Origin of the sequence: Chryseobacterium shigense (assembly GCF_014207845.1) — a bacterium.
In the GTDB taxonomy this organism is placed as follows: Bacteria; Bacteroidota; Bacteroidia; order Flavobacteriales; family Weeksellaceae; genus Chryseobacterium; species Chryseobacterium shigense_A.
The window spans coordinates 1,364,979-1,378,911 of record NZ_JACHLC010000001.1 but is presented as its reverse complement, the minus strand read 5'-3'; the positions used below and the strand labels follow the sequence as shown (position 1 = coordinate 1,378,911).

The 13,933-nt window shown below is 36.1% G+C and carries 15 protein-coding genes; 13 read left to right on the top strand and 2 right to left on the bottom strand.

Translation table 11 applies throughout. From position 1 onward, the window contains the following. Positions 1 to 23: 23 nt before the first annotated feature. Positions 24 to 851, bottom strand: a complete 828-nt coding sequence (locus tag HNP36_RS06385) for an S-adenosyl-l-methionine hydroxide adenosyltransferase family protein (protein WP_184159273.1) — start codon at positions 849 to 851, stop codon at positions 24 to 26. A gap of 137 nt (positions 852 to 988) precedes the next feature. On the opposite strand from HNP36_RS06385, the gene HNP36_RS06380 reads away from it, so the two are divergent. The 5 genes from HNP36_RS06380 to HNP36_RS06360 all read left to right on the top strand — a co-directional run bounded on the left by HNP36_RS06380 (position 989) and on the right by HNP36_RS06360 (position 5,057). Then, positions 989 to 1,945: a PhoH family protein gene (locus HNP36_RS06380; RefSeq protein ID WP_184159275.1), complete on the top strand. Its 957-nt coding sequence runs from the start codon at positions 989 to 991 to the stop codon at positions 1,943 to 1,945. A gap of 121 nt (positions 1,946 to 2,066) precedes the next feature. Continuing rightward, complete coding sequence (locus HNP36_RS06375; RefSeq protein WP_184159277.1) at positions 2,067 to 2,720, top strand: porin family protein; 654 nt, start codon at positions 2,067 to 2,069, stop codon at positions 2,718 to 2,720. Positions 2,721 to 2,863: 143 nt separating this feature from the next. Continuing rightward, positions 2,864 to 3,361, top strand: coding sequence for a hypothetical protein (locus HNP36_RS06370; RefSeq protein WP_184159279.1), 498 nt, complete (start codon positions 2,864 to 2,866; stop codon positions 3,359 to 3,361). A 346-nt stretch (positions 3,362 to 3,707) separates the two neighbouring features. After that, the gene (locus tag HNP36_RS06365; RefSeq protein WP_184159281.1) at positions 3,708 to 4,316 is read left to right on the top strand and encodes an outer membrane beta-barrel protein; all 609 of its coding nucleotides are present in this window, start codon (positions 3,708 to 3,710) and stop codon (positions 4,314 to 4,316) included. Positions 4,317 to 4,403: 87 nt separating this feature from the next. Continuing rightward, the gene (locus HNP36_RS06360) at positions 4,404 to 5,057 is read left to right on the top strand and encodes a porin family protein (protein ID WP_184159283.1); all 654 of its coding nucleotides are present in this window, start codon (positions 4,404 to 4,406) and stop codon (positions 5,055 to 5,057) included. 60 nt (positions 5,058 to 5,117) lie between these two features. On the opposite strand, the gene ffh is transcribed toward HNP36_RS06360, so the two are convergent. Next, positions 5,118 to 6,479 carry a signal recognition particle protein gene (gene ffh / locus HNP36_RS06355; protein ID WP_184159285.1) on the bottom strand — a complete coding sequence of 454 codons (1,362 nt, stop codon included), beginning with the start codon at positions 6,477 to 6,479 and terminating at the stop codon, positions 5,118 to 5,120. A gap of 621 nt (positions 6,480 to 7,100) precedes the next feature. Between ffh and atpB the strand changes: the two genes are divergently transcribed. The 8 genes from atpB to HNP36_RS06315 all read left to right on the top strand — a co-directional run bounded on the left by atpB (position 7,101) and on the right by HNP36_RS06315 (position 13,892). Next, positions 7,101 to 8,198, top strand: coding sequence for a F0F1 ATP synthase subunit A (gene atpB / locus HNP36_RS06350; protein WP_184159287.1), 1,098 nt, complete (start codon positions 7,101 to 7,103; stop codon positions 8,196 to 8,198). Between the two features lie 56 nt (positions 8,199 to 8,254). Further along, the gene (gene atpE / locus HNP36_RS06345; protein WP_040994829.1) at positions 8,255 to 8,446 is read left to right on the top strand and encodes an ATP synthase F0 subunit C; all 192 of its coding nucleotides are present in this window, start codon (positions 8,255 to 8,257) and stop codon (positions 8,444 to 8,446) included. Between the two features lie 91 nt (positions 8,447 to 8,537). Continuing rightward, on the top strand, positions 8,538 to 9,035 hold the full coding sequence (locus HNP36_RS06340; RefSeq protein WP_184159289.1) for a F0F1 ATP synthase subunit B: 498 nt from the start codon (positions 8,538 to 8,540) through the stop codon (positions 9,033 to 9,035). A gap of 2 nt (positions 9,036 to 9,037) precedes the next feature. Continuing rightward, entirely contained in the window at positions 9,038 to 9,577 is a 540-nt protein-coding gene (gene atpH / locus HNP36_RS06335; RefSeq protein WP_184159291.1) for an ATP synthase F1 subunit delta, read from the top strand. A gap of 18 nt (positions 9,578 to 9,595) precedes the next feature. Continuing rightward, positions 9,596 to 11,173, top strand: a complete 1,578-nt coding sequence (gene atpA, locus HNP36_RS06330; RefSeq protein WP_184159293.1) for a F0F1 ATP synthase subunit alpha — start codon at positions 9,596 to 9,598, stop codon at positions 11,171 to 11,173. Between the two features lie 73 nt (positions 11,174 to 11,246). Further along, a complete protein-coding gene (gene atpG / locus HNP36_RS06325) occupies positions 11,247 to 12,113 on the top strand; it encodes an ATP synthase F1 subunit gamma (protein ID WP_184159296.1) in 867 nt (288 codons plus the stop codon). 104 nt (positions 12,114 to 12,217) lie between these two features. Further along, the gene (locus tag HNP36_RS06320; protein ID WP_184159298.1) at positions 12,218 to 13,576 is read left to right on the top strand and encodes a hemolysin family protein; all 1,359 of its coding nucleotides are present in this window, start codon (positions 12,218 to 12,220) and stop codon (positions 13,574 to 13,576) included. Positions 13,577 to 13,586: 10 nt separating this feature from the next. Continuing rightward, a complete protein-coding gene (locus HNP36_RS06315; RefSeq protein ID WP_184159300.1) occupies positions 13,587 to 13,892 on the top strand; it encodes an ATP-dependent Clp protease adaptor ClpS in 306 nt (101 codons plus the stop codon). Positions 13,893 to 13,933: the final 41 nt, after the last annotated feature.

Genomic DNA, 13,933 nt, shown 5'->3' with positions numbered 1-13,933 from the left:
GTTTTTTTATGAAATAGATAATTTTAGACAAATTCAACATAGATATTCTCGCCTACATTAAGTCCAAACAGGCTTTTGGCTCCGTTTTTTTTGCTTCCTTTATAGATGGTAAGCTCCAAAAGCTGACTGTCATTGAAGATAGCTGCCGACTGTCCGTGGAATTCCGTTTCCCTTTCCCAGTCAGAAACGACTTCCGTATGACTGGAATACACCCTTGAAAGTGTTAAATTTCTGAATTTTATAGTAAAACCTTCGTTTCCTTTTCCACTGCTTTCGAAAAAGTCTTTACTGATATTTGATATTATATTTCCGAAATTATCAATATAGGTTACTTCACCGATAATCATTTTTTCAGACTCATTGAAAACCGGTTTCGGGAACAGGAGTTGCTTGGATGTATCTATTTTCCGCCCGATCACTTCCGGAAGTCCGCCATTGGCCAAATGTACTGCCGCAGGTACAAAAACATCAGTGGAAGTAAAGTTTACCACATCATCAAAACGGTTGTTTAAAGTGATTTCATATATGGCTTCCGGTTTAATATCAAAAAATATAAGGCTTAAAAGCCCGTTGTCTGCGGCTAAAAAATAAGAGCCGTCCGCTTTATAGAGTATATTTTTCCTTGATCTGTTGTAAAAGCTGTCTACAGAAAGGATATGGATAGTGCCTTTAGGAAAATATTTATATGCATTCCGCACGATATACGATGTCTGTATAAGGTTGAAAGCCTGGATATCGTGGGTTATATCAACGATATTAACCTTGGGATTAAGAGACAGAATTTTGCCTTTCACAGCAGCAACTCTGTAATCTAAATTTCCGAAATCCGAAGTAAGGGTAATAATTGACATGGATCGTTCGTAGAATAAATAGTGTTTACTGCAAAGTTATTTAAAATAAAAAGAAAGCCCCAAAAGATTGTGGAAAAGAATTGATATAAATTTGAAAAAAAGCTTTAATTTTAAAATCGAATAAAATAAAATACTGCATGTTTGAATTAACATATGATTTGGAAGGTATCGATGCAAAGACTTTCTATGGCGTTAATAACCAATATTTCAACTTATTAAAATCAAGCTTTCCTACCATTAAGATCACCGGAAGAGACCATTTTATCTTCGCAATGGGTAATCAGGAAGCTTTAGATATATTAAAACAAAAACTGGACGACATTGTTAATTTTATCTCTAAAAATAATTCTATTGCCCTGAAAGACGTTGAAAATATCCTAAATATTAAAGATGAGAACGAAAAGCAATTGGTTTTCGATCAGGATATTATTGTAAAAGGAGTAAACGGTAAGATCATCAAGGCCAAAACCACCAATCTTAAAAAGCTGGTCAAAGAAACGGAGAAAAAAGATATGGTTTTTGCCATCGGACCGGCGGGAACCGGAAAAACTTATACGAGTGTGGCATTGGCTGCAAGAGCTTTAAGAGATAAAGAAGTAAAAAGAATTGTTCTTACCAGGCCTGCCGTAGAAGCAGGAGAGAGTCTTGGATTTTTACCGGGAGATCTTAAAGAAAAACTGGATCCGTATTTACAGCCTTTATATGATGCACTGAGAGATATGATCCCTCACGAAAAGCTGGAAGGTTTTATGGAGAAAAAAGTGATTGAAGTGGCTCCGCTGGCTTTTATGAGAGGGCGTACGCTGGATGATGCCTTTGTAATTCTGGATGAAGCCCAGAACACTACGCATGCCCAGATGAAAATGTTCCTTACAAGAATGGGAATGAATGCCAAATTCATTATTACAGGAGATCCGAGCCAGATAGATTTACCACCAAAACAACAGTCAGGACTTAAAGAAGCTATGAGAATCCTGAAAGACGTTAAGGAAATTGGCTTTGTTCATCTTACGGAAGAAGATGTGGTAAGACATCCTGTGGTAAAAAAGATTATTTTAGCATACAATGAAGAAGATAAAAGACTGAAAGATTAAATTTGAATACCTAACTGGTTGTAATAAGGTTAATATTAATTATTTGTGATAATATTTTTAGCCACTATTTGGTGTTTTAAAAAAAATACTTAGTTTTGTGACCGAATGCTAAAAAATAATCATGAAAAAAATTTTACTTATTGCAGCAGCGGCTGTAGTTAGCGCTAATCTAAGCGCTCAAGAAACAAGATTCGGGGCTAAAGCCGGTTACTCACTTTCAACTTTAAAATATAAAGACGGGGGAGAATCTGAAGGTTCTGATCCTTTACATACTTTCTATGTAGGAGGTTTGGTAGAGCATAAACTAAGCGATAAGTTTGCGCTTCAGGGAGAAGTTTTGTATTCTCCGCTTGGAGGTAAGCTGGATGCAGCAGAAGGTACTGACGAAGCAATGGTTGGAGCAAAAGCAAAGATTACTTTTGGAACATTAATGGTTCCGATTTCTGCTAAATATTTCATTACTGAAGGTTTATCAGTTTCTGCAGGGGCAAGTTTCGGATTTATCCTTTCTGCAAAAACAAAGTATGATGTTAATGTAGGACTTGGTTTACCAGGACTTGATGTTTCAATCGGTGACGAAGTTGATATCAAAGATCAGACGAATACTTTGAATATAGCTCCTTTCCTTGGTGCTGAATATGCATTGGAAAACGGGTTATTCTTCGACGCAAGATACAACATGGGAGTATCTAACTTAGCTAAAGACTCTGGTGATGGAAAGTTAACTAACAGCTTCCTTCAGGTAGGTGTTGGTTTCAAATTCGGAGGAAACTAGTTCTTTGAAAATTGATTTAAAACATAGGGCGGGCCAAATTTTTGGCCCGCTTTTTTGCTGCCTCCAATGAGTGCAATTTGTTAATTTTATGTTAATAACGAAAATAATTAGTAATTTTGTGGTATCAATCAAACTATTAAAAAATGAAAAAATTATTTTTACTAAGTGCTTTTGCGCTGCTGGGCGGTGCTGCACAGGCGCAGGAAGGTTTTAAATTAGGTGGTCATATCGGTATACCGGTAGGGGATGCAAGTGATGCATCATCATTTACATTAGGAGTAGATGCCGCCTATATGTGGAACATTACAAAAGGTCTTGACCTGGGAGTTACAACGGGATATTCCCATTTCTTCGGAAAAGATAATTTTGATGATTTCGGATTTATTCCGGTGGCGGTTTCCGGAAAATATAAATTTTCGGGAGCACCTATCTTTGTAGGATTGGATCTTGGATATGGAATTTCTGTAAAAGATGGAGTAGACGGTGGTTTCTACGCACAGCCTAAGTTCGGGTACCAAATGTCTAAAGGTGAGCTTTATTTAGGATATCAGACGATCAGTAACAAACGCGATTACGGATGGTATACAGCAAACTGGAATGTAGGTGCTGTTAATATCGGATACAATTTCTTCCTGAAATAAGAGAAATCTTACATATAAATAATAACTCCGGCTTCCACGCTGGAGTTTTTTTATTTTATTTTAAGAAGTAATGGCTTGCCTATTAACATTATATTGCATTAAGCCATAAATCTGAACAGTTTATTTAAAATTGATGAAATTTAAAAAGGTAACCATATTAAGCTCCAATTGAGAAATTGTAGTTTTTTTATTCATAATATTGTGAAAAAATCAAAATACTAATATTATTAAGCTTTATTCCTGTAAAAAGCCAATATTGATCAATGATATTAATCACGTTAACAAATTTTAATATTAGCCATACCCACTGTAAATTTGCCCTCAGAAAGTATTAAAATTTTTTAAAATGAAAAAATTATTATTAGCGGGTGCTGTTGCACTTTTTGGTTTATCTAATGCACAGATCGCAAAAGGTACTACTTATTTATCAGGAACTTTAAACTTTTCATCTACTCACGATAACAACGACGATTCAAAAGTAAATGATCTAACGCTAGTTCCTACTGTAGGATATTTCGTTGGAACTAATGTTGCTGTTGGGGTTGGAGTAGGATATGCTTCTCACGTTGAAAAAACTGAAATGGCTAGTGGTTATGATAAATCTACTATGCAAGGTGTTATTGTTGAGCCTTTCGTTAGAAAATACTGGACTTTAGGAGAAAAACTTTATATCTTCGGTCAGCTTTCTGTACCAATGCAGTTCGGAAACAGTAAATTTGAAGAGTCTATCGGAAACGTAACGAACACAGCAAAGTATGACTTCAATTCATTTGGTGTTTCTATCAAACCAGGTTTAGATTATTTCTTAAACAAAAACTGGACTATCGAAGCTACAATCGGAGATTTCGGATATAGCAACTTTAAGTACAAAGATGCTAAAAGCGTAGATAACTATAACTTCGGTCTTGACTTAGCGTCTGTAGGAATCGGTGTTAAATATGTTTTTGCTAAGTAATAAAAAGCATTAAATAAAAATAAAAGCCCTAAGATTTATTTTAGGGCTTTTTTATCTTTGGAAAATAATTTTTTAAATAAAATAACCATGAAAAAAATCTTATTGGTATCAGCTCTTGCTTTTTTTGCAGGAATGAATGCACAGACAAAATTCGGTGTAAAAGCAGGATATGCTTTATCAAAACTAAACTCAAATGACGATCTTGATGCATTTGAAGGGGTAAGTGGAGGCTTGAAATCCAAATCAGGTTTCTATGTTGGAGCTTTGGTAGAGCACAAATTCAACAGTAAATTTGCTGTACAGGGTGAAGTTCAGTATGCAAATCTGGGCGGAAAAGTTGAAGTTTCAACAATGGGAATTACCGTTACAGAAAAATTCAATTTCAACAGAATTGTAGTTCCTGTAACAGCCAGATATTATGCTACTCCGGAACTTGGGTTATATGCAGGTCCTTTCGTAAGCTTTAGAACAAGTACAAAAGTAAATATTGATGTATCAGGAGGAATGGCAGATCAGGCAGCTGTAAGCGAAGGTGAGAAGTTTTTGGAAAAGAGTTTTGATGATAATCTGAAATCTACAGAATTCGGCTTGCTTTTAGGAGCTGACTATAACATATACAAAGGATTATTTGTAGATGCACGTTACAGTTTTGGATTGACCAATATGATTAAAGATCCGGTAAACGATGAAAAATTGAAAATGAATTTCTTCCAGATCGGAATAGGTTACAAATTCAAATAAAAAAATAAAAAACTCTCAGAAATCCTGAGAGTTTTTTTATATCTTATTGTTGTAAGCTTATTATTTTCCAAGCATTCCGCCCATTCCCGGCATATTCGGCATTTTGCTCATCATCTGCATCATCTGTTTTCCCTGAGGTCCCTGCATCATTTTCATCATTTTACCCATCTGCTCGAACTGTTTCATCAGTTGATTCACATCTTCGATCTTTCTTCCTGCACCTTTTGCAATTCTCTGCTTTCTCTGGGTATTGATGATTGAAGGTCTTCTTCTTTCGTCAGGCGTCATAGAGTAAATGATAGCCTCAATATGTTTGAACGCATCATCACTGATCTCAACATCCTTAATTGCTTTTCCGACTCCCGGGATCATTCCCATAAGGTCTTTCATATTACCCATTTTCTTGATCTGGTTGATCTGTTTAAGGAAATCATCAAAACCGAATTCGTTTTTAGCGATCTTTTTATGAAGTTTTTTAGCTTCTTCCTCATCAAATTGTTCCTGAGCTCTTTCTACTAAGGAAACTACGTCTCCCATTCCTAAGATCCTGTCTGCCATTCTTTCCGGATAGAAAAGGTCCAAAGCTTCCATTTTCTCACCTGTGGAGATGAATTTGATTGGTTTCTCAACTACGGAACGGATTGTTAAAGCCGCACCACCTCGTGTATCACCGTCTAATTTAGTAAGAACAACACCGTCAAAGTTCAGTGCATCATTAAATGCTTTTGCAGTATTCACAGCATCCTGACCTGTCATGGAGTCTACTACGAATAGGGTTTCCTGAGGCTTGATGAAATAATGTACGGATTTGATCTCGTTCATCATCTGCTCATCAATCGCAAGACGTCCGGCTGTATCTACGATCACTACATCATGACCGTTTGCTTTTGCAAAGTTAATTGCATTTTCAGCAATGGTAGAAGGATTGGTGGAACCTTCTTCTGTAAATACCGGAATTCCGATCTGACCTCCCAATATTTTAAGCTGGTCGATTGCTGCGGGACGGTAAACGTCACAGGCAACCAATAACGGCTTTTTACTTCTTTTGGTTTTTAAATAATTGGCCAGTTTTCCGGAGAAAGTGGTCTTACCGGAACCCTGAAGCCCCGCAATAAGGATCACGGTTGGCTTTCCTGAAAGATTGATTCCTTCCTGGGAACCTCCCATAAGATCTACCAGTTCATCATGAACAATTTTTGTCATCAGCTGTCCCGGTGTAAGGGAAGTAAGAACGTTTTCTCCTAATGCTTTATCCTGAACTCTTTTGGTAAGATCTTTTGCAACTTTATAGTTAACGTCGGCATCTACCAATGCTCTGCGGATCTCCTTTACGGTTTCCGCTACATTGATTTCGGTAATTTTTCCACGTCCGGAAATATTGTGTAATGCCTTATCTAATTTATCCTGTAAACTATTAAACATATTTATTGTAAATTATAGGTTTGCAAAAATAAGGAATTTTTGGCATATCCAAAGTGTCCGGACACGTAATATTATATATATTGGAAAAAATGATAAAAATCAAATTGATCAGAATTCGATAGAAAAAGTCTATTTTTGCGATCAGATAAAATAAACCTTGTTATTTATAAAGGTTGAAAATAAGCTTATAATGAAATTGAACCCTAATATCCTGGTTACGGTATTATTCTTTTTAACATTCCTGATTCATTTTTCCCTTTGGAAATTTGTTTTTCACTTAGATGAGATTATTATTGTGAAATTTTATCTTTTTTTAAGTGTTATGTTTATGATGATGATTACTCTTGTGATCTTAATAAACAGAACTGTGCCTCAATTTTTAGGATTGTCCGTCATTGGTCTTATCTTATTAAAATTCGGTTTAATGTATTTAATTCGTAAAAAATTGAACTTTGAAGTGATTCCAGGCTATAAATTTCATTTTATATTACCATATTTCGTCCTGACTACGCTGCTTACGTACTACGCGATCAAGCTGATTAATCATGACAAAAAACAGTAAAATTATTTATTGAAAATAGAAAAAATATTATATTTTTGCACAACGAAAAAAACCTATCAATGTTTAAGAAATTCGCAGTTTTATTCTACAGTATTTTTGTATTAAACTTAGTGTCTGCACAGCACGGCGAGGCTCCTGCTGGTGAGGCTCCTGCTAAAGAGCTTTCAGAGAAAGAAAAAGCAGGTAAAGAAAACAAAGAGTTCATCACTCATCACTTGTTGGATGCTCACGACTTTACATTGATGGTAGATAAAGAGGGGCACCACATTGGATTTCCTCTTCCTGTTATTTTCTATGATAACGGGTTTCATAGCTTTATGAGCAGCAAAGAAGGTTTCATGCATGGAGAAACAACTGAAGTAGATGGTTCTTATTACAAACTGCATCACGAAAAAATATACAAGACTGATGCTGCAGGAACTTTAACTTTAGATAAAGACGGTCACCCTACAAATGATAAACCTTTAGATCTTTCAATCACTAAAAGTGTACTTATTATTTTCCTGGTTGCGCTTTTAATGTTTGTATTATTTACAGGAATGGCAAGATCTTATAAGAAATCTGTTGTTCCTACAGGAACAGCAAGATTTTTAGAGCCTTTGATCATTTTTGTGAGAGATGAGATTGCTATTCCGAACATCGGGCACAAGTATAAAAGATTTATGGGGTACTTATTAACTGTATTCTTCTTTATCTTACTTTTAAACGTATTAGGATTAATGCCTTTCGGAATTAATGTTACCGGTAATATTACCATGACATTCTTCCTTGCTATCCTTACTTATTTAATTACAACATTCTCTGCGAATAAAGATTACTGGAAACATATTTTCTGGATGCCGGGTGTACCTGTTCCAATGAAATTTATTATGTTGCCGATTGAACTATTAGGAACTCTTACCAAGCCTTTTGCATTGATGATCCGTCTTTTTGCAAACATGACAGCAGGACACATTGTTGTAATGACGCTTATCGGATCAATCTATATTTTCAAAAACTGGATTGCCGGAGTTGCTTTCCCATTCCTTACTTTAGTAATTTATATCCTTGAAGTATTGGTAGCATTCCTTCAGGCTTATATCTTTACAATGCTTTCAGCGTTATTTATCGGAATGGCTGTGGAAGAACATGAGCACGAACATCACGCAGCTCATTAATTAGAACAAGTTTGAAGCTTAAAATATTAAAAACAATTTTTTAAATTATATTTATTATGGAAATCCCTAGAATTATTGGTGGCGGTCTTATCGTACTTGGTGTAGGTATCGGTCTTGGTAAAATCGGAGCTGCTGCTCTTGAAGCTATCGCTAGACAGCCTGAGCAATCTGGAAAAATCCAAACTGCTATGCTTATTGCAGCTGCACTAGTAGAAGGTGTTGCATTTGCTGCGTTATTCGCATCATAAGCCAAACAAAAAAACATTGTTGCAGCGGTTGGCTGCAGCAATGTTAATTTAAAAAAGAAAAAAGTAATAATTATTTATACATTTATATAAAATGGAATTAATTCACCAGTTTTCATCAGGACTATTTATTATCCAGTCTGTTATTTTTCTAGCATTATTATTTTTGTTAGGCAAATTTGCTTGGAAACCTATTTTAAAATCAATCAACGACAGAGAAACTTCCATTGTTGATGCTCTTAATCAGGCTAAATTGGCTAGAAAAGAGATGGAGACTTTAAAAGAGGATAACGAAAGAATTATTCGTGAAGCTAAAATCGAAAGAGATGCTATCCTTAAAGAAGCCAGAGAAATTAAAGATAGAATCGTAGGTGAGGCTAAAGATGTTGCTAAAGCTGAAGGAGATAAAATGATTGAATCGGCTAAGCAAACTATCCAGACTGAGAAAAATGCTGCTATGGCAGACATCAAAACTCAAATCGGTGCTTTATCCGTAAACATCGCCGAATCTATCCTTAAGCAAAAGCTGGATAACAACGAAGCTCAAAACGAATTAGTTCAAAATTACCTAAACAAATCAAACCTTAACTAAGAATGCTTACATCTAAAGTAGCTAAAAGATATGCACAGGGTCTGCTGGATTTCACCAATGAATCAGGCCAGACAGCTGCTGTATTTTCTGAAATGAAAGATGTAGTGAAGATCATGTCTGAATCTAAGGATTTGAACAAATTTTTCCTTACGCCTTACATAGATTCCAAAAAGAAAATAGAGGCAGCAAACGAAATTTTTAAAAGTTTTTCAACATCTTCACAAAACCTGATCAGGTTAGTGATCAAGCATGGACGTGAAAACCAATTAAAAAATATAGCTCAGGAGTTCATCAATAAAGTAGAGGATATCAACGGAGTACAGAGAATAACGCTTACAACAGCAACTCAGCTTTCTAAAGAAAACCTTGATCAGATCCTGAGATCTACCAATCTGGTAAAAGCAGGTTCAAACTTTGACCTGAACTTAAATGTAAAGCCGGAAATTCTGGGAGGTTACATTTTAAGAGTAGGTGATCAGCAGGTAGATGCGTCTGTAAAGACAAAACTTAATCAAGTTAAAAAAGATTTTCAGTTAAATTAAAGAAAAAACAACCATACAATGGCAGAAATAAATCCAGCAGAAGTATCTGCGATCTTAAAACAGCAATTGGCCAACTTCGATACTCAATCCAACGTTGAGGAAGTAGGTACAGTTTTAACCATCGGTGATGGTATTGCTCGTGTATACGGGTTAGAAAACGTACAATACGGAGAGTTGGTGAAATTTTCTAGTGATGTAGAAGGTATTGTACTTAACCTTGAAGAAGACAACGTAGGTGTTGCTCTACTTGGGGAAAGTAAATTAGTAAAAGAAGGAGACACAGTAAGAAGAACAAACAGAATCTCTTCTATCAAAGTAGGAGAAGGAATGTTAGGAAGAGTAGTAGATACTCTTGGTAACCCTATCGATGGTAAAGGTCCTATTACTGGGGATTTATACGAAATGCCATTGGAAAGAAAAGCTCCTGGAGTTATCTTCAGACAGCCGGTAACAGAACCTTTACAGACAGGTATCGTTGCAATTGACTCTATGATTCCTGTAGGAAGAGGACAGAGAGAGCTTATCATTGGTGATAGACAGACAGGTAAAACTACTGTTGCTATTGATACCATCATCAACCAAAAAGAATTCTTTGATGCAGGTAAGCCTGTATATTGTATATATGTTGCTATCGGTCAGAAAGCTTCTACTGTAGCACAAATCGTTAAAACCCTTTCTGATAAGGGAGCTTTAGCATATACTGTAATCGTTGCAGCTAATGCATCAGATCCGGTTCCGATGCAGGTATATTCTGCAATGGCTGGAGCATCTATCGGTGAGTTCTTCAGAGACACTGGTAGACCGGCACTAATCGTTTATGATGATTTATCCAAACAAGCGGTAGCGTACCGTGAGCTTTCCCTTCTATTGAGAAGACCACCGGGCCGTGAAGCTTATCCTGGAGACGTTTTCTATCTTCACTCAAGACTATTGGAAAGAGCTGCAAAAGTGATCGCTGATGACAATATTGCAAGCCAGATGAACGATTTACCTGAGTCTTTAAGACCAATCGTAAAAGGAGGAGGTTCTTTAACTGCCCTTCCAATTATCGAAACTCAGGCTGGTGACGTATCTGCATATATTCCAACCAACGTAATCTCTATTACTGACGGACAGATCTTCCTGGAGTCTGATCTATTCAACTCAGGGGTTCGTCCTGCGATCAACGTAGGTATTTCTGTATCCAGAGTAGGAGGTAACGCTCAGATCAAATCAATGAAAAAAGTATCCGGTACTCTTAAACTGGACCAGGCTCAATATAAAGAATTGGAAGCGTTTGCTAAATTCGGTTCTGACCTTGATGCTTCTACTTTAGCCGTAATCTCTAAAGGAGAAAGAAACGTTGAGATCCTTAAGCAGCCGGTAAATTCTCCACTTCCTGTAGACAGCCAGGTAGCTATGATCTATGCAGGAACAGAGAACCTTCTAAGAAACGTTCCTATCAGAAAAGTAAAAGAATTCCAGATTGAATACATCGAATTCTTAAGATCTAAGCACCCTGATACAATGGCAGCTATTAAAGCTGGTAAAATCGATAACGATATTACAAACGTTCTTAAGCAGGCAGCTAACGATTTAGCTTCTAAATATAACTAAAATCTTCATGGTTTAAGGTTTGGAACCCGTTCTGAACCTTAAACTTTAGACCATAAACTTTGAACCCAAATTAATGGCAAACTTAAAAGAAATACGAGGTAGAATTGCATCCATTTCATCTACGATGCAGATTACGCGTGCTATGAAAATGGTTTCCGCAGCGAAACTTAAAAAAGCACAGGATGCAATCGTAATGTTAAGACCTTATTCTGAAAAACTTCAGGAAATCATCCAGAATGTAAATTCTAGCTCTGATCCTGATCAGGTTTCTGTCTATGCTCAAAAAAGAGAAGTGAAAAGAATTCTTTTCATCGCTGTTACTTCAAACAGAGGTCTTGCTGGAGCTTTTAACTCATCTATCGTAAAAGAACTTAACAACCAGTTCAGAGATAAATCTCAATACGAAATTGAAGTTCTTACTGTAGGTAAAAAAGCTTTTGATGCGGTAAGAAGAACCCGTACAGTATATTCCAATGAAAGTGCTGTTTACGATAATTTGAACTTTGATTCAGTAGCCCATGTTGCTGAAGGAGTAATGAGCAGCTTTAAAGAAGGTAAATTTGATGAAGTTTACTTAATCTACAATAAATTTATTAATGCTGCTACCCAGGAAGTTACGGCTGAACAGCTTCTTCCGATTTCTATGGCTGAAAAAGCTGAAGAAACTCAGGTAGAAACAGATTATATCTTTGAACCGAACAGAAATGAAATTCTTGATAATTTAATTCCTAAAGCAATTAAAACTCAGGTTTTCAAAGCGGTTTTAGATTCTGTAGCATCTGAGCACGGAGCGAGAATGACTGCTATGCATAAAGCTACAGACAACGCCCAGGCTTTAAAGAATGATCTTGTGATCTTCTATAACAAAGCAAGACAGGCTGCCATTACAAACGAAATCTTAGAGATCGTTTCAGGAGCTGAAGCTTTGAAAAATTCGTAAAGAATTATTTTAACATAATATTAAAGCGTCGATACTTATCGATGCTTTTTTTGTTATTTATATTTTATCTATCTTTGTAAACTAAAATATTATACAACTTCTAAATGGACTCGGACATAGTCAGGCTTTTGCTAGCCTTATTTCTTGTTTTATTAAATGGCTTTTTCGTAGCCGCTGAATTTTCAATTGTTAAAGTTCGTTACTCACAAATCCAGTTAAAAGCAGCCGAAGGTAACTCTATGGCGAAACAGGCAGAGCATATTATCAAGCATCTTGATGAATATCTGTCCGCTACACAGCTTGGTATTACCTTAGCTTCCCTGGCGTTGGGATGGGTAGGGGAAAGTGCTTTACATCACGTAGTAGAAAGCATTTTCCATTCTTTAAATGTTGATCTTACTCAAACTACAATTACCACAATATCAGTGGTAACAAGTTTTGTATTGATTACAGTGATGCATATTGTATTCGGTGAGCTTATCCCGAAATCAATTGCCATCAGAAAATCTGAGTCAACTACAATGGCTACAGCTGTTCCTTTAAGAGTTTTTTATACGGTTTTCAAGCCTTTTATCTGGTTGATGAACCTGATGTCGAATACTTTCTTAAGATTGGTAAAAATACATCCGGCATCAGAGCAGGAAATCCATTCTACCGAAGAACTCCAGCTTTTGGTAAAACAAAGTGCAGACAGCGGTGAAATTGAAGAGGAAAACTATGAAATCATTAAAAATGCATTTGATTTTACAGATCATTCCGCCAAGCAGATCATGGTTCCAAGACAGAATATTACGTCTATTGACTTTGAGGAAGATATCAATGAAATTATCAACAAGATTATGGATAGCGGTTATTCCCGTATTCCTGTATATCTTGATTCTATTGATAATATCATTGGGGTTTTCTATACAAAGGAGATTATCCGGGAGTTTGTGAAGAGAAAGGGAGATCTTAACCATGAAGATCTCAAAGACCTTATGCGTGATGCATTTTTCGTAGTGGGCAGTAAAAAGATTTCAGATCTTCTTAAAATCTTCCAGCAGAAAAAACAGCATCTTGCAATAGTTATTGATGAATTTGGAGGAACTGAAGGTATTATTACCCTGGAAGACATTCTCGAAGAGCTTGTAGGGGAAATACAGGATGAAGAAGATGATGAAGACAAACTGGTAGATAAAATAGGAGACAATATTTATTGGGTTCAGGCTACACAGCCATTGGATGAAATTAATGAATATCTGCCTAAAAAACTGCCTCTTTCAGAAGAAAGCGAATATAACACGCTGGCAGGTTTCATTTTGCACGGATTGGAAGATATCCCTGAGGAAAATGATGAATTTGATTTAGAAAACTATCATTTCAAAATTCTGAAAATGAATAATAAGAGTGTGGAACTCGTGGAATTAGTATACGAAGGCCCGAATGTACTGAATGATCTGGCCGATAAGATAGGAGAAGTTTAAAAAAGTAGAAATGATTTTTTATAACAGCATAAAAGATTACGAAGATCCGAAACGCCAGTACGAAGAGGAAGTGCTGGTTCTGGATGATACGGATGAAGTGTATAAACTGGTGCTCCATAATGATGACATTCATACATTTGATTACGTAATCGACTGCCTGATCGAGATCTGTAAACATACTTTGGAACAGGCAGAACAATGTACCATATTAGTGCATTACAAAGGCAAATGCACGGTAAAAACAGGCTCAATGGATATCCTTAAACCGATGCACGAAAAACTACTTTCAAGGGAATTAACAAGCGAAATAGTATAATAAAACTCTGTCAATTGACAGAGTTTTTTATTAAATATGTA

Coding starts and splice junctions, on each gene's coding strand:
- HNP36_RS06385 (WP_184159273.1), bottom strand. CDS start 851: ATGTCAATTATTACCCTTACTTCGGATTTCGGAAATTTAGATTACAGA.
- HNP36_RS06380 (WP_184159275.1), top strand. CDS start 989: ATGTTTGAATTAACATATGATTTGGAAGGTATCGATGCAAAGACTTTC.
- HNP36_RS06375 (WP_184159277.1), top strand. CDS start 2,067: ATGAAAAAAATTTTACTTATTGCAGCAGCGGCTGTAGTTAGCGCTAAT.
- HNP36_RS06370 (WP_184159279.1), top strand. CDS start 2,864: ATGAAAAAATTATTTTTACTAAGTGCTTTTGCGCTGCTGGGCGGTGCT.
- HNP36_RS06365 (WP_184159281.1), top strand. CDS start 3,708: ATGAAAAAATTATTATTAGCGGGTGCTGTTGCACTTTTTGGTTTATCT.
- HNP36_RS06360 (WP_184159283.1), top strand. CDS start 4,404: ATGAAAAAAATCTTATTGGTATCAGCTCTTGCTTTTTTTGCAGGAATG.
- ffh (WP_184159285.1), bottom strand. CDS start 6,479: ATGTTTAATAGTTTACAGGATAAATTAGATAAGGCATTACACAATATT.
- atpB (WP_184159287.1), top strand. CDS start 7,101: ATGTTTAAGAAATTCGCAGTTTTATTCTACAGTATTTTTGTATTAAAC.
- atpE (WP_040994829.1), top strand. CDS start 8,255: ATGGAAATCCCTAGAATTATTGGTGGCGGTCTTATCGTACTTGGTGTA.
- HNP36_RS06340 (WP_184159289.1), top strand. CDS start 8,538: ATGGAATTAATTCACCAGTTTTCATCAGGACTATTTATTATCCAGTCT.
- atpH (WP_184159291.1), top strand. CDS start 9,038: ATGCTTACATCTAAAGTAGCTAAAAGATATGCACAGGGTCTGCTGGAT.
- atpA (WP_184159293.1), top strand. CDS start 9,596: ATGGCAGAAATAAATCCAGCAGAAGTATCTGCGATCTTAAAACAGCAA.
- atpG (WP_184159296.1), top strand. CDS start 11,247: ATGGCAAACTTAAAAGAAATACGAGGTAGAATTGCATCCATTTCATCT.
- HNP36_RS06320 (WP_184159298.1), top strand. CDS start 12,218: ATGGACTCGGACATAGTCAGGCTTTTGCTAGCCTTATTTCTTGTTTTA.
- HNP36_RS06315 (WP_184159300.1), top strand. CDS start 13,587: ATGATTTTTTATAACAGCATAAAAGATTACGAAGATCCGAAACGCCAG.